The sequence below is a fragment of the Legionella israelensis genome, assembly GCF_004571175.1.
Lineage (GTDB): Bacteria > Pseudomonadota > Gammaproteobacteria > Legionellales > Legionellaceae > Legionella_D > Legionella_D israelensis.
This window is the reverse complement of sequence record NZ_CP038273.1, coordinates 935,750-956,116: the sequence shown is the minus strand read 5'-3', so window position 1 is coordinate 956,116 and position 20,367 is coordinate 935,750. Positions and strand designations below refer to the sequence as shown.

Sequence of the window (20,367 nt, the reverse complement as noted above, 5' to 3'; positions counted from 1 at the left end):
CTTGCTTATCCTTCATTTTCCTGGTGTTGTATAGAAAATTTCAGGTAATTTTTAATGGCGTTAAAGTCAATATGCTCGGTAATTAATCCTATGTAGTTGTCTGGTCGGATGAATAGTTGCATGCTGTGTTCTGCATCGAATTTATTTTTAAAATGTTTATTTTTATCGAAAATAAACTCAATGTGCTCATATGCATCAATACTTATTTCATTATGCGAAATGACATATGCATCCATCGTAATATCTTGAATTGTAATCAATTGTTTATTGAGTTCTTCTAAAATATTTTTATCATCAAAATCCAAATAAACAATCAACTTGAATTTATAACCTCTAAGAATATCAAACAATCTGATTGGGAAATTTAACCCTTTTCTACTGAGATTAAGTACATCTGGAGTCCTGTCTCCTGCTTGTATCTTTCTTTTATTTTTCGAGAGGCTATTAAACGATAATGTACTATTACGATAATTTATTAATGTTTGTGAGTCATATAACAATGCTTCTTCAGGTGTTTCTTTTACGTTTTTATCAATACGAGACTTTGTATGATTTACAACGTTCAGACCGACGGGATAACGCTCTTCATGATATGTCTCTAACAGTTTATCAGGGGCTTTATTTTGAATAACTAAAGCGATTTTCCAAGCCAGGTTGTATGCATCCTGCATTCCTGTATTCATTCCTTGCCCTCCAACGGGTGGATGGATATGTGCGGCATCGCCTGCTAAAAAAACACGTTTAATGGAATATCGTTCTGCAATCCTGTGACTTATTTTATAAATTGATGACCAGCGCATATCAGAAAAAGTCACGCCTTCTGGTAAGCCTTTTTGTGTTACAGCATAGAATTCTTCGAGACCTGGCGGGTTTTTCATTTCAACAGAATCTTCCGGAATTACTGTAGATACTCTGAATCGATTCTTGCCCCTGTAGGGTATAAAAATTAAATACCGTCTCTCCCCATCGAATTCATAAAAAAATTTATAACTGCAGTTATGAGGCAAGTCCCAATTGACTTTTACATCTGCAAGCATAAATGTTTCTTTAAGCTGATCACCGCTGAACTCGATTCCTAATTGCTTTCGAATGACACTATGAGCACCTTCACAAGCGATTAGATATTTTGCATCTACCTGAAGCGTCTTATTCTGTTTTAAATCTGTAATATCAACACGAATGCCATTTGAAAGCGTTGAAAAAGATTCTAATTGAAATGCTCTATAAACCTTCCCTCCTAAGTGATTAAATTCTGAATTTAAATGCTTTTCAGTTAAATATTGTGGGATAGACATAAATCCAAAAGGAAGGGATCTTAATTCCGTTTTAATTTTTTGTTGCAGCACGCCGTTTTTATAAATTCGTTGTTCGTCAAACCAAAGTCCTTGCTTAATGTAATTATTGGCTATGTTTAAACTTTCATAGAGCTCGAGGGTTCTAGGCTGTATCCCAAGTGCTTTACAATAGGTTTGAGGCTTAGCCAGTTTATCAATGATTAAACAATCAATGTTCTGGCGTTTTAATAAATAAGCACACATTAATCCAACAGGACCTGCTCCCGAAATAATAACGTCGTATTTCTTTTTCATGGTTATTCCTTAATAACAAACATAATCAATTAAAATATTTAAATCGGATTGTTATCTTCTACCTTGTTCTAATATAAACCATTTCTCAAATTGCGAAACCATATTGGTCAAACTATAATCAATATAGTTCTTTATTATCCTCTGCGAATAGATTATGCCCCCTGAAGAGCCAAATGAAATTTTATTTGAAATAAATGACGAAGAATATAATGAGCTATTTAATGAAGATGACATTAGTTTTAAACGATTACCTTCTCAAATCCTAAGGCAAGATATTTCTCAAATAAATTTTTCAAGCATTAAACAAGGATCGATAGGCGACTGTTATTTTCTTGCTGCATTAGGGACGATCTTACAGCGTGATCCTCAATTAATTGATGACATAATCACCATCAGGAATGATGGTCGTGTTGATGTCCGATTTCATCATGCCGATAATCCGGAACAAGTTTTCACATATAGAATAACTCCAAGTAAAGTCAGGTTTGATCAAAATACCCAAAATAGCTTATTCGGCTTTTTTAGTAAATCGGATTATGGCAGCCGCCACACTAACAGCATTATTTATATTTTGGAAAAAGCATATGCGCTGCACCGTAAAATAAGATATCGACCAACTCTTTCTGAAGATGAAAATACACTTTTAAGCTTACATGAGCGTTATAATGGCGATGAGGAATTGGCATGTGTTAAATTCATGACCATCAAGAAACAACAGAATGAGAATGTTACTTACGAAAAAGCGCTTGAAATGCTGGAAGGTGCAATAAAAAAAATTGAAGAATATTCAACCTATAAAGGCGCTTTAAATGGTGGATTTCCAGATGATGTGTACACTGATTTATTAGGCTGCTCAGCTACAAGGCTAAATGTAGTTTTTCTTGACTATGAGTATTTGCTAACGGAATTTCCAGCAGAGGCATTGATGTATATGGGAAGTGGAACGTTATCAGAAGAGCTGTCCTTCGTGCTTGAAGGAATGTTTGAAAGCATTGATACAGATGAATGCCAGGAATTTTTAGAAAAATTGCAGGAAAATCCTTCTTTTTTCATACAGTCTCTTCAACTTTTTAATGATTTAAAACATCGGCCCTCGCCACGAGAATCCGTGCATGAAGAATTAAAAACTTTTTTTGCTAATGCTTTTGAGGGTGTTTCTCCAAGCACACTTGATAAAATTTTTGATTTTATAGATGAAGAAATACCTTATAAACGCGGATCATCAAGGTATACAAGTAAAGAAATTGATTTATTTAATTTAGTTGAGCATAAAATTCAGGAAGGTGAACTGGTAAGTTTAAGTACTCATAAAATGGTAGGCAGAGGCGAAGACACACAAGAGCGAATATACGCTGGTGAGCCCAAATTTCGTGGTATGGCAGGCAGACATGCATATCAGGTATTAGACTGTTATGAAAGAGACGGTAGAAAGCTTTTTTTAGTGCGAAATCCATGGTCAGAATATGTTCGAAATTATACTTTACGGGAAGATGGTCAAACCCTTTCTACTTCCAAAGATACCCATCATTCAAGAGCAATATGGGAGAGCGAGCCTCTGATATCACAGACACAAACAGGCATTGAGGAAGATTCTGTAAAAAAATACAAAAAGAGTGGTGGTGTCTTTGAGTTAGAATTAAACGACGTATATAAACGATGTAATAGCGTTTATTTTACAGAAAATTTTAATGATCTTATAGAAGAAAGCACACTTACTAAAAAAAGCAGTTAGAAATTGAAGCTCGCTCTAAACCGATTTTAGGATCGAGTTCGAAAAGCAATTAATTGATTTTCCAGCATAGGATATCATATCAAAGTGTATTCAACTTTGGAGCGAATCTTGTTTAGTACCTCGTGTAAACGACTAATGACTATATTTATTAGTCTAACCATTACTGCAAATGTGTTTGCAAACAAAAAAAATGCTGGCAATGATTTCGAGGACATATTCGATGCATGGACAAAAGCATTCAATCAGAAAAAATAGGTTATGTCCGTAAACTGCTGTAAATTCAGGTTGACTTTTTAGGAGTGGAGTCATCGCTAAAATTCGGTACTATTGAGTTGTGAAAAACAATAACTATCGAAGGAGATTAGCGATGACGGATTACAATATTACAGTTGGAAAGGAATTGCTTCCAGAACTTTTATCAAGCCAGGATGGGCTCGCAAAGCTTGTTGAAGGTGTATTGAATCAGGTATTGGAGGCACAGGTGTCAGAAAGTCTGGGAGCAGACAAGCATGAACGTTCAGGTGAACGTATAGGCTATCGTAACGGTTACCGTCCAAGACAACTATACACTCGTGTGGGACCAGTCACTCTTCAAGTGCCGCAGACACGTGATGGCTCTTTTTCTACCGATATTTTTAAGCGCTATCAACGCAGTGAGCAGGCTTTTGTATTGGCTCTGATGGAAATGGTTGTTAATGGCGTATCAACCAGAAAAGTTAATAACATTACTGAAGAACTTTGCGGTGCTAGTTTTTCAAAGTCAACCGTCAGTCAACTGTGTTCTGGTCTTGATGCAAGAGTCAGAGCCTTCAACGAGCGTCGGTTTGATGGTGACAACTACCCATTTATCATGGTTGATGCGATGTTTATCAAGTGTCGTGATGGTGACAGAGTCGTGTCTCGAGCAGCCTTGACCATCTCGGGTATCAGAAGTGATGGCTACCGTGAAATACTGGGCCTTCGCATTGGTGACACTGAGAGCTATGCTACATGGGATGAAGCGTTTAAATGGCTAAAATCTCGTGGGCTAAAAGGCGTGATGTATGTTGTGTCAGACCAGCATGCAGGGCTTGTGGAAGCGGCTAGAAAGCACTTTCAAGGTGCAACCTGGCAACGATGCCAAGTTCACTTGATGCGCAACATCCTCGGGCACTGCTCTGTCAGACACCGCAAAGATGTTGCTGAAAAGGCAAAGCTTGTTTTTCAGGCACCTGATATGGAAGAAGCCAGGCGTAGACGCGATGATTTTATTGATGCCTTTGAGAAAAAAGCACCAAAATCAGTTACCTGCCTTGAGGAGGCTTTTGACGATGCCATGGTAGTTATGGCGTTGCCGGAGAAATACAGGAAGCGACTTCGCACCACCAACATGCAAGAGCGAATTAACGAGGAAATCAGGCGCCGAGAACGAGTGATAAGGATATTTCCTAATGATGATTCTGCATGGCGGCTGATTGGCGCTTTATTAGCTGAACAAAACGAGCAGTGGCAATCAAGGCGTTATCTTAATATGGACGAATTTAATGACTGGCTGGCTGAGAATGAAGCCGGAAAGTCTAATGTTGTAGGGATGAATGCTTTGACTAAATAACGTACTAACTTGATAGGCTGAATTAATGGGAATTTACAGCACTTTTTGGACTTGACCAAAAAATATCCAGAGGTATGTGAACTATTTTCCAAGAAAATCAAAGCAGATTATCAAGGTGTACCGAGAAAAAATTATTCAACGATTTGTAAGGGTTTTCAGAAAATCTTTCAAGAAACGGATATGACATATCAGAATCAGTTTAAAATACATGAAGTATATCAATCCAATAATCTGGCTGCAGTTAGAATCACCTGGTATTTGAGTGTATATAAAAAAGGGGTACATCAATATTCGATACAAGAAGAGGGACTAGATATCTTTCAGAAAGACGATAATAACAAGTGGAAGATAGTCAATTACATTGCCTACCCTGTCCTTAATTAATTGTACTGACAATTATTAAAATAAATTGTAAACCTCCCTTTTTTTGTAGTAGTTCAAACTTGATCTGACAGTTACCGGTTTTTCAGAAGTGTCTGTCAGGTCAAATTCAGCCTATCAATTTTTCCTTCCAGATTTGTTTGCCATCAATCAATGTTTGCATTGGAGTACGTCCACAGCACATTTTGCCTTGATGGGTGCGCTCATTATTATAATAATGAAGCCATACGTCCAGATCTTTTTGCAGTTCATCCATGTCATCGTAAACTTTCTTACGGAATGTGATTTGATAAAACTCCTGCAAAATCGTTTTGTGGAAACGCTCACAAATACCGTTTGTTTGCGGTGATTGTGCTTTAGTTTTCGTGTGATCAATGTTGTTAATAGCTAAATAAAGCTGATAGTCATGCTGTTCTACTTTCCCACAATACTCTGTACCCCGGTCAGTTAAAACACGCAGCATAGGTAACTGCTGCTGCTCAAAGAACGGCAAGACCTTGTCGTTAAGGAGATCTGCTGATGTAATAGGCGTTTTTGTTGTATAGAGCTTGGCAAATGCCACTTTGCTATAAGTATCAACAAAAGTCTGCTGATAAATGCGGCCAACTCCTTTGATAGTTCCCACATAGAATGTATCTTGGGAACCAAGATAGCCAGGATGTGCTGTTTCAATTTCGCCGCAAGCCTCATCATCAAACTTCTTCTTCTCCAAAGCTGCAATTTGTGCTTCTGTGAGAATAATGCCCTCTGATGCTACTTTGGCTTCAAGTGCCTTCAAACGGTCTTTAAAGTTAGCTAAATTATGCCTAAGCCAGACGCTGCGAACGCCACTAGGGGATACAAAAATCCCTTTCTTACGCAACTCATTACTGGTGCGTAGTTGACCATGAGCTGGATATTCTATGGCGTACTCTTTTACCGCTTGCTCTATAGAATCGTCAACACGGTTCTTGTGATTAGGTTGCCTTCGTGACTTATCAAATAAGGCATCTACCCCACCAGATTCTACCGCTGATTTATAACGATAGAAGGTGTCTCGTGATAAACCCATTACCTTACAGGCTTTCGATACATTGCCTAATTCTTCAGCTAAATTTAGTAAGCCAACTTTGTGTTTAATAATTTTAACGTTATTATCTATCATGAGAGTTTTCCTTTTGGTTTTGTTAAAGTTTGCACTTCTATCAAAACCGGAAACTCTCACCTTTTCAAGTGGTTATGTCAGATTAAGTCGAAACTAATTCACTTTTTTAGTGCCAGTTATAATTAGAGTTTTCCGACCTGTTTTTAATCAATCTGTAATCCAAAGGTGACATATCACCGAGTGATTCATGTGGTCTTTCTTCGTTATATTCTTTCATCCAATTTCTGGTAATATCACGTACCTCATTGAGACTTCTAAATAGATAAAAATCCAATATTTCATTCCGATAAGTTCTATTGAACCGCTCCACAAATGAATTTTGAGTTGGCTTTCCCGGCTGAATAAACTCAAGAATAACACCATGCTTTTCTGCCCAATCCGCTAACGCAAGGGAAATAAACTCAGGTCCATTATCAAGTCGCAACCTTGCAGGATATCCTCGATTGGCGGCAATATGGTCAAGTACCCGAATAACCCTTAGAGCAGGCAAGCTCAAATCAATTTCAATTGCCAAAGCTTCCCGATTAAAATCATCTACCACATTAAAAGTCCTGAATCTTCTGCCGCAATTGAGGGCATCACTCATAAAATCAGCTGACCATGTATGGTTAAGGGAATCAGGCACAGCAAGAGGTTCCGGGTGACGGGAAGCTAATCTGCGTTTTCCTTTTCGCCTTATATTTAACTTCAACTCACAATAAACACGGTATACTCTTTTATGATTCCAGGAGAAACCTGCCTGCCGCAATTTGATAAACAACTTCCTGAAACCATAACGCGGATAGTGTTCGGTTATGGTCACCAATTCTTTTATCACCGCTTCATCCTTATCCATCGCCGGCTGATAGTAGTAAGCTGTACGACTTAAGCGTAATACCGAGCAGCTTCGCCTGAGACTCAGACCATGTTCCTGCACCAGATAATCAGCCATTTCCCTCTTTTCAGCCGGCTTCAAAGCTTTTTTTCTATAACATCCTTCAGTGCACGGTTTTCCAGAGACAAATCAGCAAACATCCGTTTCAGCTTTGCATTTTCTTCCTCAAGTTGCTTCATGCGTTTAATATCTGAGGCTTCCATCCCACCGTATTTTGCTTTCCAGTTGTAATAGGTGGCATCGGATATCCCATGTTCCCGGCATACATCCTTTACCAATCGTCCTACTTCAACTGATTTTAATATGTTTAAAATTTGATTTTCTGTAAAGCGACTGCGTTTCATCGTTCCTCCTCTTTTTTGCTTATTATGCCGGAGAAACTCTAATTGAAAATGGTGCTATTTTAAGGGAGGGTTACACAACCTGTTAATTCGGTTCATTAAACACCCACACAGCCACTTCTTATTTTAAAAACAAGGTAAAATGCAGAGAACTTATATTAGCCATTTTTAATGGTAGAGTCACTAGCTTACTTAGACTTAGGGAAGAATAATTTGAATTCTTAATTCAATATTATTGCCTCACTATAATCCATTTGCTATTATTTACCTCTTAACAAGGACGACCCTGTTATTTTTTACTCATCGAGGACGACCTCATTTTTTTAAGAGGTGTCCTATGTCTTGGTTTATTCTCATTCTTGCCGGTTTACTTGAAATCTGTTGGGCTATTTTACTCAAATACACAAATGGCTTTAATAGTCTATTGTTATCCACCTGTACTTTAATGATTCTACTTTTCAGTATTATCCTTTTGGCCATTGCAATGAAAGAACTTCCCGTAGGGACAGCCTATACCGTGTGGACGGGAATTGGAGTTATTGGCACAGTCATAATAGGCATTTTATTCTTCGGCGAGTCTGCTTCTTTAAGTAAATTGTGCTGTTTTGGACTGATTATTTCGGGAATTTTGGGAATTAAAATGATTTCCTGAATAGAGGATGACACAAGAATAAAAACAAGAGTTTAAAGAGAAGTTAATATGATAATCTCAAGAATAATAATTATTGTTTTATTCAATTGCTAACGCAGTGGGTCATTTATTATAATAATTCTTCTCTGACAGCGATAAATCAAGATGCTGTGAGCGTTCTGTTAAATAGAGAAGTGACCTGCCCACAATCGATGCAAAATTTTAAGCGTTTAATTCAGAACAATAATTTACAGATTAAAACAAGCATGGTTGCCAACCGTGGAAAAAACAATCCTTATTTGGGGCGTTTTAGTTTTTTTGAATCTATTACGGGAACATTGCCAGACGGTTTCAAATTAATCCTGGAGAATTTTATCTTGGCTATTTTACGAAACTCGATCAAGATGAAATCAAATTAGATCAACTACCTGATAAAAATTTCAAAGCAGCGATGTGAGCTTTTGAAACTAATTCCAGCTAGACCTGATTATGATTGGCTTAACACGTTTATTAGTCGACTCCATCAAGCACAGGGAAGCCAGTCAAAAGCCATATTATTAGTACCTATTTAACAAACAGCGAAAAATATAATCCGAATCATTTCCAACAGATCCTGACGGAGTATAAAAACAATATCAAAATTAAGATAAAATCGAATCAGGGGCTTCAAGAGACTTTTAACCAACTATTAGAAGCGAGACGCGGTGTTTTAGTGAATGAATTATCGAAAAACCCTTTGGGACAAATTCTGGAGCCTGGATTTGGAGTGATTTTTCCTATTCCCCGCTCACTGACTAATGCCCATGATATGGACTGATACGTTCACAAAACCCATTTGCAAAGTATTTCCTGTCTTCTCAAAAATCCTGCCAGTAAGGTGGGGGATATATCAGGGAGATAAAAATCCTGTGCGCGGATTTCGCCAACAAAATTAATCAAATCTATATTTTTGATTTGTGTGTTTAAAAGTTCCTCCACTTTTGCGATATCATTTCGAAAAATGGCAGCAAAAAGCTTTTTTAGCGTGGTATTTTTAATGGAGCGAAAGATGTCTCTCCGATGTTCTGAATAAGCTTTTTCCAGAATTGCTTTTCTTGTTCTTCGTTCGAATCTTTGGAGGGAAGGGCATGAATTCGAATACCTGGGAAGAGGTTATAACAGTAATGCTTCCAAAAGGTGCTGTCCAGTACGTCTGAATATCTTGTTTCTAAAAGAGTGATCTGATGGATGGGCTTTTTAAGAAGGCAGCCTCAAGAAAAATTTTACGTTGCAGTTCTCGCGGCAGTTGAGAAAAACGCTCGAACTGTTCAACAGACATCATAACCTCTCGTATCTTTTTTAATCTGGTGCAATGCTAGCAAACAAGCCTTAAGATAAAGTTAAAACATCTGAATTTTTGAACAAATATAGTACATCAAGGTTTCCTTTAATACGCATATATTGTCGGAAAACCGCCACAGCAATAAATTAACACTAACAATAATTGTTTATAATTTAATCCAAATGAATTATTATTATGCATTTTGCGAATAGATAATTACATTTAAATCAATTAATTAAAAAAGCCAACATCCAAACGTTGGCTAAAGAGCTTTGGAGAAAACGCTGTGCCTGAATTAAAAAGTAATGCTTATAGAGATTTGAAAGAGCAGTTCGATTATTTTTTTGCTTCCATTAAACAGCATAAGAAGAAAGACAGAAAAACCATGGTTCTGGAAGCACAGGAATTTTTTAACGATTTTAGTGAGTCTCTTTTGGATTATTCACGCCAGTTATTCGTAAATCTTCCTAAAGAAGAAATCATTAATGCTAATGATGAAAATTTTAGTCGAATAAGTGATTATTACAATAACTTATCAATTTTTACGGTTATATCCACTGCACAACAGGAAGATCCTGCAAAAAGAGTTTTCTATTTTGATATGTGGATTCAACTGATGAATTACTGTTATCGCAAAGGAGATCTGACAAGCGCTTATGCGATTTATACGGGATTAAATTCCAATAATCTTGCTGATTGTATTGACATGAAGAAAATTAGCACACAAAGCCGTTTAATTTTTAAAGAGTTTCAGTCGGAATATCTCGGGATAATGAATGGCTTGGAAACTATTAAAGTACAAAACGATTGGAAAGCAAGATTTAAAGGCACTTATATCCCTCTCATCATTCCTTTAAACCAACTTCGAGAAAATCGTAAAGTCGTTTATCAATACTATAAAGATGAATTTGAATCGATGCAAAGAAAACTGAATCGTTTGGATCAAAAAATTGCGCGAATGAATAATCGCATTAAAAGAGGGCATTGGAAACAGAAATATAAGGAAAAAAATTTTTTAGCAGAGACGATATTTGAATATACAAGCCTTCTTGCAACATATGATCAAATGCTGGAAGGACGAGAAAAGAAAGCGATTGCAAAAGCATTTCAAGATGACTATTGTGTAATGCACTTGTCTGAGTATTTAGAAGCCGCTTTAGCTGAAAATAAAGCAGCTCTTAAAGAAGAACCTGATTTCGATCACATCATAGAAATGTTAGAGGAAGTTGCTAATTTACGGAAACCATATCTAGTTGATGACCCAGATGGTTGGGTGTTTGATAATTTGATGTTTGATTTTGTTAAAGACGCTTTTTCTAGCAGTAAGACCAAAAAACACATCGGGAAAGCTGCCTCAAAGGTTTTTGAAAATATCGCCTATCCTTCTCCGGTAAATATCGCAGAAGAAGACTTTACGTTTAGTACGACGTCCGAAGAAACACAAACCAAAGAATACTATGAATTAACTCATAGGGGTCTGGAGTTAGTGGGAAAACTTGGTGAGATGATAGAAAGCTATGACTCAAATGAGATGGATGAGGACAGTCATCATTCAAGACATCTACGGAAACATGGATTTTTTAAAGGAAATGATCACAAGAGAAGTAATGATAATCACAATAAATTAAGCGATGATAATCCTCATTCATGTTGTATGACAGTTAATTAGCGGGGATTTTAATTAAACATCTTTTAGTGCTGCGGAATCATGGAAGACTGAAATCCGTGGCTACTGTTCGTGATTTTGCAGTCAGCCATCTCTCCAGGTTAAATTTACTTAGATAACTTGCAATAAATGAGAAAAAAGACTAACGTTGTCGATGCTTCTACTATCTTGTCAGTCACCCTCGATTTTTTGTGCTTCACTAACTCATACAATTGAGTATGCTGGGCTGTGAGGCTCGTAATTCAAGGCTTTTTGACTCAAGTTAGTGAAAAACATCAAGGATCGAAATCACTTACATGAAAATAATTTGGGGGACATATGCTAAGACAAGGGTGTGTAGTACTCTCGGTGTTCTTCTGTTTAAATGCTTTTGCTGTACAAAACACGGCTGTTTTGAATGAAAAAAGCTCCTTTCAGGGTATCAATGTAATAAGCAATAACCGCATTACAATTAAACCCGGATATCATATTAAATTATTATCAAGGTCTAGCTTTCAAGTCATGGCTCGCGATAATACGTCGGTTGGTGGAAAGTTTGAATGTAATTGCCAACTTTCTGGAAGTGGCGGCTGTGACATTGTGGTTAGCCCAACAAGTGTATCATGTGCCACATCGACTTGCAGTAAAAGCTGCTACATTGTGGTGACCATTCCCAGCAAAGTGATTCAGTCTAAACCCATGATGAAGCTACGGTAAATGAGGCAAATGGCAAAGGCTATATCGTTTGCTTTTGCCAGAGGCAACATGCATACAAGATTCATTTTCAATAAGGATGTTAAGCCATGCCATTTAACCAAAATGAAAAAAACATCGACCTAAATAATAACAGTCAAAACCAGGACATAAGTGAAAGCCACGCCTCTAATTACAGTCTGTCTGCTCTCACTCATTATGGTTATTACGGTATAGGGTATAGCTATGAACTTTATTTTAATCCGACAAAGTTTATTTTAAATTACCTTTATCCGATTGCTTCCCGGGAAGGGGTTGCTGTTGCGCCAGCCTTTTCTCCTTTTTTGGTGAGCCTGGGCTACGCGCCCCAAATTGTGGTTCTTGGCCCTCACGATAAAACAGCATTGTTGCGTCTTTTTCAATATGGTGAAGAAGAGAATGACACGGCTGCCAGAGAACCATTGGATCGTGTTCGCCATGCCTTGGGAACCGTGACGATTGCAAATATGCAAGGTGAAAAGGCCTATGAACAAAGGAAAAAGATTAAACAGCATCTTCATAATGATATCGAAACATATACCGAAACATATCGTATTTTTTTAAATTTATTTAAAAATTGGGATTTTCATTACACTTATCAGGAAAACATTCGTTTTGCCGTTACCAATGTGGTAGCTAAAGTTGTTTTTGGGATCCCTCTGGTAGATATAGCGTATATGAAAACCCTTCAAGAAATGAGTTATGCTCTTGCTCATTACGAGCCTACCGATGCCAGGTTCAAAGAAGCCAGTCAACACATGCAAATGATCGGTGATAATATAGTGAAACAGTATGGCAAAGATATTATCAAAGCCAATAAATTTATCGCTGATCAATTACAAGATGATTCTTCAGTAGAAAAGTTATTAGAAATTAAAGCAGGTTCATCTATCCTGGTGGAAGGAAATTTGTCCAACACCATTATGATAGCACTTGAGCGCATCATGGATGATGAAATCATAAAAAATCGTTTGCGTAAAGAATTCAAATCCTTTGATTTTGCTACGCCTTCGGAAAAAACATTCGAAGAGATCAATAAAAATGTATATCTTCATCAGATATACATGGAAGCCCTGCGCTTTGTCCAGTCAAGTGTGATGATTGCAAGAAAATCAAGCCATATAACCGAATGGGATATTAAAAATAAAGAAGGTGAGAGCCGACATTTCAGCATCAATGCCGGCTCTTACTTTTTTGCCCCTGTCCGAGCTATGGGACATGATCCTAATCTATGGAAAAACCCTGAGCAATTCGATCCTGCTCGATTTGAGGGCACGAAACTCAATGAATTTTCCCTGAACAATATTTTCCCATTTACGACAGGAAAAAGAATGTGCCCAGCGGCTTCTCGCTTTGCCAAACTGGTGTTTAAAACAGCGATTGTAGTAACTGTTTTACGTAATGAATTTACACTATCGGCTAAAATGCAACCTATTCCCGCTGATTCCATCCACCCCATCCTTGAACCACCCATGCGGTTAGAAAGCTATAAGGAAGCTCATGCAACAGACATTGACCCATTAGAAATCCAATGTTTGGGCCGTGGCTTATGTTAAATCATAACACTCAAGGAAATCTCACCTATCTCAGATTATAAGGATTATGGAACCAACAGCCGCCCCTATATCTTTTGAGTAATCGTTTACTTTATAGAAGATTCAATATAATAACTAACAGAGGAAAATATCATGAAAGCATTAACACCGTATCTGTTTTTTAATGGGAATTGCCGAGAGGCTATGAACTTTTATCAAGCTTGCTTGTAAATATGGCCAAATAACTGCTGAAGAAGCTCGCAAACAAGCCAAGAATGTATTAGGTCAGATAGCAAAAGGGGATAACCCCATTGCAGAAAAGAAAGCAAACAGAATAAAATCTCTAACGCTACAAGATGTATTTAACGATTATCTTAAAGCGAGGAAGGATCTTAAACCCCTTACTGTGAAAGATTACAAGGGCGTGTTAAAACAAGTTATGTCAGATTGGTTGAACAAACCGATAATTAACATCACTCGAGAAATGATAGCAAAACGTCATGCCAATCATGGCAAAATGCATTCAAAAGCTCGTGCTAATTATGGCATGCGGGTGCTAAAAGCATTATTTAACTTTGCTGAACAAGAATACCAATTGGATCATGGCCAGCCTATAATCGCGTTAAATCCTGTTGAGTATTTATCTCATACTCGAAGTTGGTTTAAAATCGAACGTAGAAATACCTTGATTAAAAGTCATCAATTAGAAGCCTGGCATAATGGATTGACTCGCCTTGGAGACATGGAAGATTACCCTCAATCACTGATGTGGAAAGATTATTTCCTTCTGGTTTTATTCACGGGATTAAGACGAATGGAGGCTGCTTCGTTGCCTTGGAAGAATGTCGATTTTAAAGCGAAGACATTTATTTTACATAATACTAAGAATCGGGAAAATCACACATTGCCAATGTCTGATTTTTTATATGATTTATTCTGGCGTAGGCATCAATTCAAAATCAATGAATTTGTATTTCCTGCATCCAGCAAAACTGGTCATATTGTTGAACCAAGAAAAGCAATGTTGAAAGTTGCCAAATTATCAGGTGTTCCTTTTACAGTCCATGATCTGCAACCATAGCTGAAAGTCTTGATTTGCCGGCCTATGCTGTGAAACGTTTGCTTAATCATAAAATGACAAATGACGTGAAATGTTGAAACAGAGGAAGAAATAGAAGAGATTTGTTAGAAAGCAATTATATGTTTGCTGTGCGCCAACAACGAACACCAGCTCAAAAATAATAGGTAAAAAATCTTATTTTCATTTGCAAATTTAGATAATAAAGTACGATAATAACATTAACAAAACCCGTCAAGGCTATTCTCATCTGAACATCCTCCGCTGCGCGCCATGGAAGGCTGAAAGCCGAGGCGCGTAGTCCGCGATAGGCTGCGATTTTTTTAAACAGCCCGAAGGGATGTTAAAAAAATCTTTCTGCAGCCGTTAAGTCATTGGTGAAGGCGTACGCTTTGCTCGTTCAGAGCAAACGTGCCGTAAACAGGACGCTCGCGGCCCAAACACTTCGCGCGTTGGCGAGTCGATTTTGGTGACTTGGATGTCCCAAAATCTTTCATGAGGTAGCGCGACTCTTGAAACCGACGGGTTACTTTTTTTGACTACCAAGAGTTATTTATACGGGCTCGTATTTCGCTTTAATGAAAAAACTATTATTGGATAAAGGATAATGCAAGCGCTCTCTGTTCGTGAACAGAGAGCATACCTGCTAGAGAAGTTACTCATCCACATCAAACAATTGATCAGCACCAATCAAGGGTATAATGCGGTATAAGACCTCCTCCATAACTTGGGGTTCTGCTGCAGAGATAAATTTCGCTTTTCTATCTTTCCATGAGAGCGTTTGAATTAGGCTGGCGGCAACAACACTTGGTTTATCAAGGTTCTCTATGGTAACTTCTGTACTTCCACCTCGAATACTTGTGCTGATTGGACAGCAAATAAGTAATCCCGTCGCTTTATTATATTCTTTTGATGATAAGACTAAAGCAGGTCGATATTTTCCAATTTCTTTGCCTTTTGTAGGTTCAAAGTCAAGCCAAATGATATCGTTTCTTTCCGGCATGTATTTTTTTATCATTACTGCTCAACCTCATTTGGCTGAGGTGTAGCAAGTAAATCTGCATGGGCCGTTTCAGGTGATAAACCTTTAATTAGGTCTGATTCTTTAAATGGGAAGTGCTTTTTCTTTTTCGATTTTGTAACGGTAAAGCCATCTTTGGTGATTTCAATATCCACATCAGTTCCTTCTTTAAGATGAGGGATTTCACGCATAGCGCCACCTACACGAAGAGCTAAACTATTGCCCCATTTTTGTATTTTTGCATGTATTTTCATATGCGCTTGAAACTTTTCTTTTGTATTCATAGGTATTTCCAACTGTATCTACAATGTATATATTAAAGTATATACTATGTATCACCTTGTTTGCAAATAGAGTTCAGCTAATTTTATTTTAAAAAAAGAGCTAATTGGTAAATTTAATAGTCAATTATCTGAAAAATCAAATATCTTATCCCGAATTATCCAGATTATTTTTTATGTGTAAATTTATTAAATAATGGCGTTTCGCCGGACTCACACCGGCTCGTCAGTTATGCTTCTCTTAAAAATTATCAAACTGCGGATCTTGGGGCAAGCGATAATGGCGATTATTTTGTCCTTTCTTATTTGGTGCGTTAGGACAAATGATCTTATAGGGCTTGATATATAAGGGGTAGAAAAGATAGGTATTGCTGCGTCACTGCACAAAATGCAGTGACGCAGGATTATTTGAAATTGACTAAACTAAAAATAAGTCAATAGATTTAATAATGGAATATAAAAGATGGTTGGCAGATTAAAAAAAAGCTTTAAAAGCATACTATAAAAGGCTTTCTCAAAGAAAAAAAGGGTGTTGATAATGTTGAGGCTTTGCTTGGAATTGCTGTTGATATTGCACAAAAAAACCCTCGTGCTTATCCTGATTGTGCCGATTATAAGTTGTTTAATTTCAAAGATTAAATATAAGAAGATGGTCTGAAACTGCTGATAATTCTTTCTATTGCTGTGATGCGCTTGCATTATATGGTAATTCGCCCCCATTTTTAACCAATTAATCTTCTATACACACTGCTATAATAATACATACAATGCAAGATGATGAAAATTTATAAATGGAACATAAGTATGCAATAGTGGGTCTAGGTTATGTTGGATTAGAATTGGCCATTGCCTTTGACCTTTCCCCTAAATTAGTACCACTTCCTTGATGAGATTCGAAATCTTATGCTACCTGTTTCGCATATTCAACTGGTGACATATAATTGAGTGAGCTATGCGGGCGAACATAGTTATAGTGCTCACGCCATAGAGCAATCTCATATTTTGCTTCATCCAGTGTCCGGAACCAGTGCAGGTTTAGGCATTCATTTCTAAACTTGCCATTCAAGCTTTCCACAAAAGCGTTTTGTGTTGGCTTTCCTGGTTGAATAAAACCAAGGTTCACACCACTTTCTTTGCTCCAAAAGAACATTGCTTTGCTAGTAAATTCGGTCCCATTGTCGCAAATCACTTTATTTGGCTTAGAACGTTGCTCAATTAATTGATCTAGAAAACGTGCAACTTGCCGGCCACTGATTGATGTGGAAACCAGCTGACCAACCATCTCACGGGAAAAATCGTCGACAACATTTAATACACGAAATCGTCTTCCATTACTCAGTTGATCAGATACAAAATCCATTGACCAACGTTGATTAGGTGCTGTGGGTAATTCTATTGGCTGTCTAGGTCGGGTAAGCTTTTTACGCTTCTTCGTTCGTACTTGTAATCCCTCCTCGGTATATAACCGATAAGTATGTTTCTTATTAATGACCAAGCCCTCTGCTTTGAGTAAACCATGAAGTAACAAATAACCATAAGCAGGGTATTGCGTTGCCAATGCCCTGAGTCTTGCTCTGACTACATCATCCGCCCGTGATCTGGGTTGATACCGAAACATCGTTCGACTCAATCCCGTTAGCCTACAAGCCACACGCTCACTGAGTTTAAAACGTAATATAAGGTGTTGAGCAATTGGCTTTCTTTCCGCGGGCGTTACCACTTTTTTGACAGCACATCCTTCATTGCTTCTACTTCAAGAAGTTTGTCAGCTAATAACTTCTTAAGTTTATTGTTCTCAGATTCAAGTTCACGTAGCCGCTTAGCCTCATTAATTTCAAGCCCTGCGTACTTACTTCGCCAATTGTAAAATGTCCCTGAGGAAATGCTGTATTCACGACAGATATCAGCCACTTTGGTTCCAGCTTCGTGAGATTTAATGGCTTTGATGATTTGTTCTTCTGTATAACGTCTTTTCATTTTGAGTTCTCCAATCTTGCAATTTTAATGGAAATCTCATCAATGTCATGGTCTTATTTTTGGGGGAAAGGTCAGAGAGAAGAGATAGTAAGAATGGAATTACAGAAGGCTTTCATCGAAAGATGAAACTGATTCAAAGAAGAGCTTATGGGTTTAGAAATTTTGAAAATTACAGGTTAAGGGTTAGAGTATTGTGCGGATGATTGGAGTGCCCCCTAAAATGGGGAAGAGCCGCCATTCCTCAATGTGATTGTTCGGCTCAATCTGTCTACATTACGTCTACATGAAGAAATCAGAATTTTGAATGAGGGAAGGTAAGTTATTGATTTTAATGGTGGCCAGAGGCAGAATCGAACTGCCGACACGAGGATTTTCAGTCCTCTGCTCTACCGACTGAGCTATCTGGCCGTGGGTTGCTATTAAACTCCGAGATGGGTTTTGAGTCAAGAGAAGAACTTAAATTTTTTTTCGATTTGCTTGTTTTTGGTAGGCCAGTGCAATTTTTGCGCCTAATAGTGCGTTATTTTTAATCAGCTCGATGTTGGCCTTGAGCGTTTGTCCAGCTGTAAGCTCATTAAGTCGTTTTAATAAAAAAGGAGTAATGGCTTTACCGCTCACATGTCTGGCATCTTCATAAGCCTGTTGAATGAGCGGTGTAATTTTTTTGTCCGGGATTTCTGCAGATAGGGGGATAGGATTTGCAATGAGCAGACCATTTTTTAGCGACAATTGATGATGAGTGTGCATTAGTTTTGCAATATCCTCGGCAGTGTCAAGGCGATGCACGAGAGGAATGCCACTGGAGCGACTGTAAAATGCAGGAAATTCATTGGTTTTAAAACCAATAACAGCGACGCCATAGGTTTCCAAGATTTCAAGAGTTTTGGGAAGATCCAGAATGGATTTCGCACCTGAGCAAACCACAGTAACCGGCGTTGAGGACAATTCAATGAGATCAGCAGAGATGTCAAAGCTCTCAGTTACCTGAGGATGAACGCCTCCGATGCCTCCTGTCACGAACAAGGAAAGATTGGCCAGATGAGCACAGTACATTGTTGCGGCGACGGTAGTGCTTGCTGTGAGCTTCTGGCTCAATACATAGGCTATGTCACGGCGAGAAGCTTTAATGATATCGTTGCTTTGAGCTAAATGTTCAATAAGTGATTTATCAAGTCCTATATGAATTTTCCCCTGATGAAGAGCAATGGTGGCTGGTGTTACATTTTTTTCCCGAAGGATGTGTTCGACCGCCTGTGCAGTGGCAAGGCTGTCGGGGTAAGGCATACCGTGCGAGATGATAGTGGATTCAAGAGCCACAACAGGACGGTGCAGGCTTATGGCTTCTGCCACTTCTTCATTAAATTGCAAATATTCCGCAAACATACAAGTTTTATTCCCGGGGAGAAAAACCGACTGGTTTTTCGGACCCATTACCAAAAAAATATTTCTCCATTTCTTCATGCAGAAATGCTCTCGCCTGAGGATCGATCAAATTCAGTCGATATTCATTGATGAGCATGGTTTGGTGGGCAAGCCACATGTCCCAGGCTTTTTGGGAAATGTTCTTAAATATTTTTTCCCCTAAAGGGCCGGGAAAAGGCTGTTTTTTCATTGCCTCGGCTTCTTTTTGTAATTTGTAGCAAAAAATTATCTGACTCATTATTTCAACGGTTGGTTTAAGTATGGTGCCTGGAATTATGCGTGATTCTTTCTGAGAGTCCAACCTTTTTTTAAGACTTATCTCCAGCATCACTTCTCTTATCAACTCATGAGTTATCAACCATGTTAATCCGCTCGTGTTTTAATCTGTACTTGCATGATATGCCGGGATAATAACTGCTCCTGCTCTTTACTTAATCCACCAAATTGCACAGCGGTTCGATAGTGGTTTTCACTTTGATATTGAGAATAGACAACCGTGGCGTCGACAATGATGGGAACCATTTTGGGCTTCGTATAGATAATGATTTTCATCGGTGTCTTTTCCTGAATTTTTTCTTTTGTTTTGAATGCCATGCCCCCTAAACTGATGTTAACTTTATGCATTTGTGCCTTATCGCTCATTAATATTTGCCGGCTCAGATAGTCTATTTTGGCATTCAACAAATTAAGATAATGAGCAAGTGTCGGTTCATTGATGGAAAGCGATTGAGTCAACTCTGCTAACTCAAGGTCAATGTCATGAAAGTATTTGGCAGCTTCCATGTAACGCAGTCCATTTTCTCCAAGTAATTGCTTACTGATGGATTGTTCAGTATAAGGTTCATTGGGCTTTAGGATTCGGTAATCAAAATAAATATGATCATCTACTCTGAAATGTTGGCGGCGCTCGTGAACTGGCATAATCACTCCATAAAATCCATTTTATGAAATTATTCAGTTCCATCATCAAATGATGGACTGGATATATTAATAATAGACTATTGTCTAAAATATTGCTGATCTGCACTAACCTACATCCCTTAAATGCGGCTACTAAAATGCTTTTTTACAG

17 protein-coding genes, 1 tRNA gene and 2 pseudogenes are annotated in these 20,367 nt (G+C 37.9%); 10 read left to right on the top strand and 10 right to left on the bottom strand.

Features of this window, described 5'->3' with window-relative positions:
* Positions 1 to 5: 5 nt before the first annotated feature.
* Positions 6 to 1,589, bottom strand: a complete 1,584-nt coding sequence (locus tag E4T55_RS04210) for an FAD-dependent monooxygenase (protein WP_058501887.1) — start codon at positions 1,587 to 1,589, stop codon at positions 6 to 8.
* Positions 1,590 to 1,743: 154 nt separating this feature from the next.
* On the opposite strand from E4T55_RS04210, the gene E4T55_RS04205 reads away from it, so the two are divergent.
* The 3 genes from E4T55_RS04205 to E4T55_RS04195 all read left to right on the top strand — a co-directional run bounded on the left by E4T55_RS04205 (position 1,744) and on the right by E4T55_RS04195 (position 5,296).
* Entirely contained in the window at positions 1,744 to 3,321 is a 1,578-nt protein-coding gene (locus E4T55_RS04205; protein WP_058501886.1) for a C2 family cysteine protease, read from the top strand.
* A 367-nt stretch (positions 3,322 to 3,688) separates the two neighbouring features.
* Positions 3,689 to 4,912: an IS256 family transposase gene (locus tag E4T55_RS04200; protein ID WP_115325208.1), complete on the top strand. Its 1,224-nt coding sequence runs from the start codon at positions 3,689 to 3,691 to the stop codon at positions 4,910 to 4,912.
* A gap of 180 nt (positions 4,913 to 5,092) precedes the next feature.
* Positions 5,093 to 5,296, top strand: a complete 204-nt coding sequence (locus E4T55_RS04195) for a Cif family virulence factor (RefSeq protein WP_131780805.1) — start codon at positions 5,093 to 5,095, stop codon at positions 5,294 to 5,296.
* Between the two features lie 15 nt (positions 5,297 to 5,311).
* Here E4T55_RS04195 and E4T55_RS04190 read toward each other — a convergent pair.
* Together E4T55_RS04190 and E4T55_RS04185 are read right to left on the bottom strand one after the other, a co-directional pair.
* Positions 5,312 to 6,437, bottom strand: a pseudogene (locus E4T55_RS04190) (IS481 family transposase).
* A gap of 106 nt (positions 6,438 to 6,543) precedes the next feature.
* A protein-coding gene (locus E4T55_RS04185) for an IS3 family transposase (RefSeq protein WP_245183899.1) occupies positions 6,544 to 7,655 on the bottom strand; the annotation gives its coding sequence in 2 pieces (ribosomal slippage) (positions 6,544 to 7,403 and positions 7,403 to 7,655; 1,113 coding nt in all).
* A 334-nt stretch (positions 7,656 to 7,989) separates the two neighbouring features.
* On the opposite strand from E4T55_RS04185, the gene E4T55_RS04180 reads away from it, so the two are divergent.
* From E4T55_RS04180 to E4T55_RS04155, 6 genes are all read left to right on the top strand, one after another.
* Positions 7,990 to 8,304, top strand: a complete 315-nt coding sequence (locus tag E4T55_RS04180) for a DMT family transporter (protein WP_058502211.1) — start codon at positions 7,990 to 7,992, stop codon at positions 8,302 to 8,304.
* Positions 8,305 to 8,453: 149 nt separating this feature from the next.
* Positions 8,454 to 8,702, top strand: a complete 249-nt coding sequence (locus E4T55_RS04175) for a hypothetical protein (RefSeq protein ID WP_135121915.1) — start codon at positions 8,454 to 8,456, stop codon at positions 8,700 to 8,702.
* A gap of 1,188 nt (positions 8,703 to 9,890) precedes the next feature.
* On the top strand, positions 9,891 to 11,273 hold the full coding sequence (locus E4T55_RS04170; protein ID WP_058502209.1) for a RasGEF domain-containing protein: 1,383 nt from the start codon (positions 9,891 to 9,893) through the stop codon (positions 11,271 to 11,273).
* 315 nt (positions 11,274 to 11,588) lie between these two features.
* Positions 11,589 to 11,966: a hypothetical protein gene (locus tag E4T55_RS04165; RefSeq protein WP_131780771.1), complete on the top strand. Its 378-nt coding sequence runs from the start codon at positions 11,589 to 11,591 to the stop codon at positions 11,964 to 11,966.
* An 86-nt stretch (positions 11,967 to 12,052) separates the two neighbouring features.
* A complete protein-coding gene (locus E4T55_RS04160; protein WP_058502207.1) occupies positions 12,053 to 13,537 on the top strand; it encodes a cytochrome P450 in 1,485 nt (494 codons plus the stop codon).
* Between the two features lie 403 nt (positions 13,538 to 13,940).
* Positions 13,941 to 14,597 carry a tyrosine-type recombinase/integrase gene (locus tag E4T55_RS04155; RefSeq protein ID WP_316409777.1) on the top strand — a complete coding sequence of 219 codons (657 nt, stop codon included), beginning with the start codon at positions 13,941 to 13,943 and terminating at the stop codon, positions 14,595 to 14,597.
* A 652-nt stretch (positions 14,598 to 15,249) separates the two neighbouring features.
* Here the strand turns inward: E4T55_RS04155 and E4T55_RS04150 are convergent.
* The 3 genes from E4T55_RS04150 to E4T55_RS04140 form a co-directional block, all read right to left on the bottom strand.
* Positions 15,250 to 15,612: a type II toxin-antitoxin system PemK/MazF family toxin gene (locus E4T55_RS04150; RefSeq protein WP_202967201.1), complete on the bottom strand. Its 363-nt coding sequence runs from the start codon at positions 15,610 to 15,612 to the stop codon at positions 15,250 to 15,252.
* Positions 15,612 to 15,899 carry an AbrB/MazE/SpoVT family DNA-binding domain-containing protein gene (locus E4T55_RS04145; RefSeq protein ID WP_058502440.1) on the bottom strand — a complete coding sequence of 96 codons (288 nt, stop codon included), beginning with the start codon at positions 15,897 to 15,899 and terminating at the stop codon, positions 15,612 to 15,614. The genes E4T55_RS04150 and E4T55_RS04145 overlap by 1 nt, the downstream gene beginning before the upstream one ends.
* An 898-nt stretch (positions 15,900 to 16,797) precedes the next feature.
* Positions 16,798 to 17,873, bottom strand: a protein-coding gene (locus tag E4T55_RS04140; protein WP_244946871.1) for an IS3 family transposase whose coding sequence is annotated in 2 segments (ribosomal slippage) — positions 16,798 to 17,624 and positions 17,624 to 17,873 — 1,077 coding nt in all. Because the reading frame shifts where the segments join, the coding sequence is not laid out codon by codon here.
* An 86-nt stretch (positions 17,874 to 17,959) separates the two neighbouring features.
* On the opposite strand from E4T55_RS04140, the pseudogene E4T55_RS04135 reads away from it, so the two are divergent.
* Positions 17,960 to 18,076: pseudogene (locus E4T55_RS04135) on the top strand (transposase); the annotation flags it as partial.
* Between the two features lie 129 nt (positions 18,077 to 18,205).
* Here the strand turns inward: E4T55_RS04135 and E4T55_RS04130 are convergent.
* The 4 genes from E4T55_RS04130 to E4T55_RS04115 all read right to left on the bottom strand — a co-directional run bounded on the left by E4T55_RS04130 (position 18,206) and on the right by E4T55_RS04115 (position 20,216).
* Positions 18,206 to 18,281: transfer RNA gene (locus tag E4T55_RS04130), tRNA-Phe, on the bottom strand.
* A gap of 48 nt (positions 18,282 to 18,329) precedes the next feature.
* Entirely contained in the window at positions 18,330 to 19,256 is a 927-nt protein-coding gene (locus E4T55_RS04125; RefSeq protein WP_058502235.1) for a pseudouridine-5'-phosphate glycosidase, read from the bottom strand.
* Between the two features lie 7 nt (positions 19,257 to 19,263).
* Positions 19,264 to 19,533, bottom strand: coding sequence for an oxidative damage protection protein (locus E4T55_RS04120; protein WP_058502252.1), 270 nt, complete (start codon positions 19,531 to 19,533; stop codon positions 19,264 to 19,266).
* Positions 19,534 to 19,658: 125 nt separating this feature from the next.
* Positions 19,659 to 20,216 (bottom strand): PilZ domain-containing protein, encoded by a 558-nt coding sequence (locus E4T55_RS04115; protein ID WP_058502236.1) that lies wholly within the window; start codon positions 20,214 to 20,216, stop codon positions 19,659 to 19,661.
* Positions 20,217 to 20,367 lie beyond the last annotated feature (151 nt).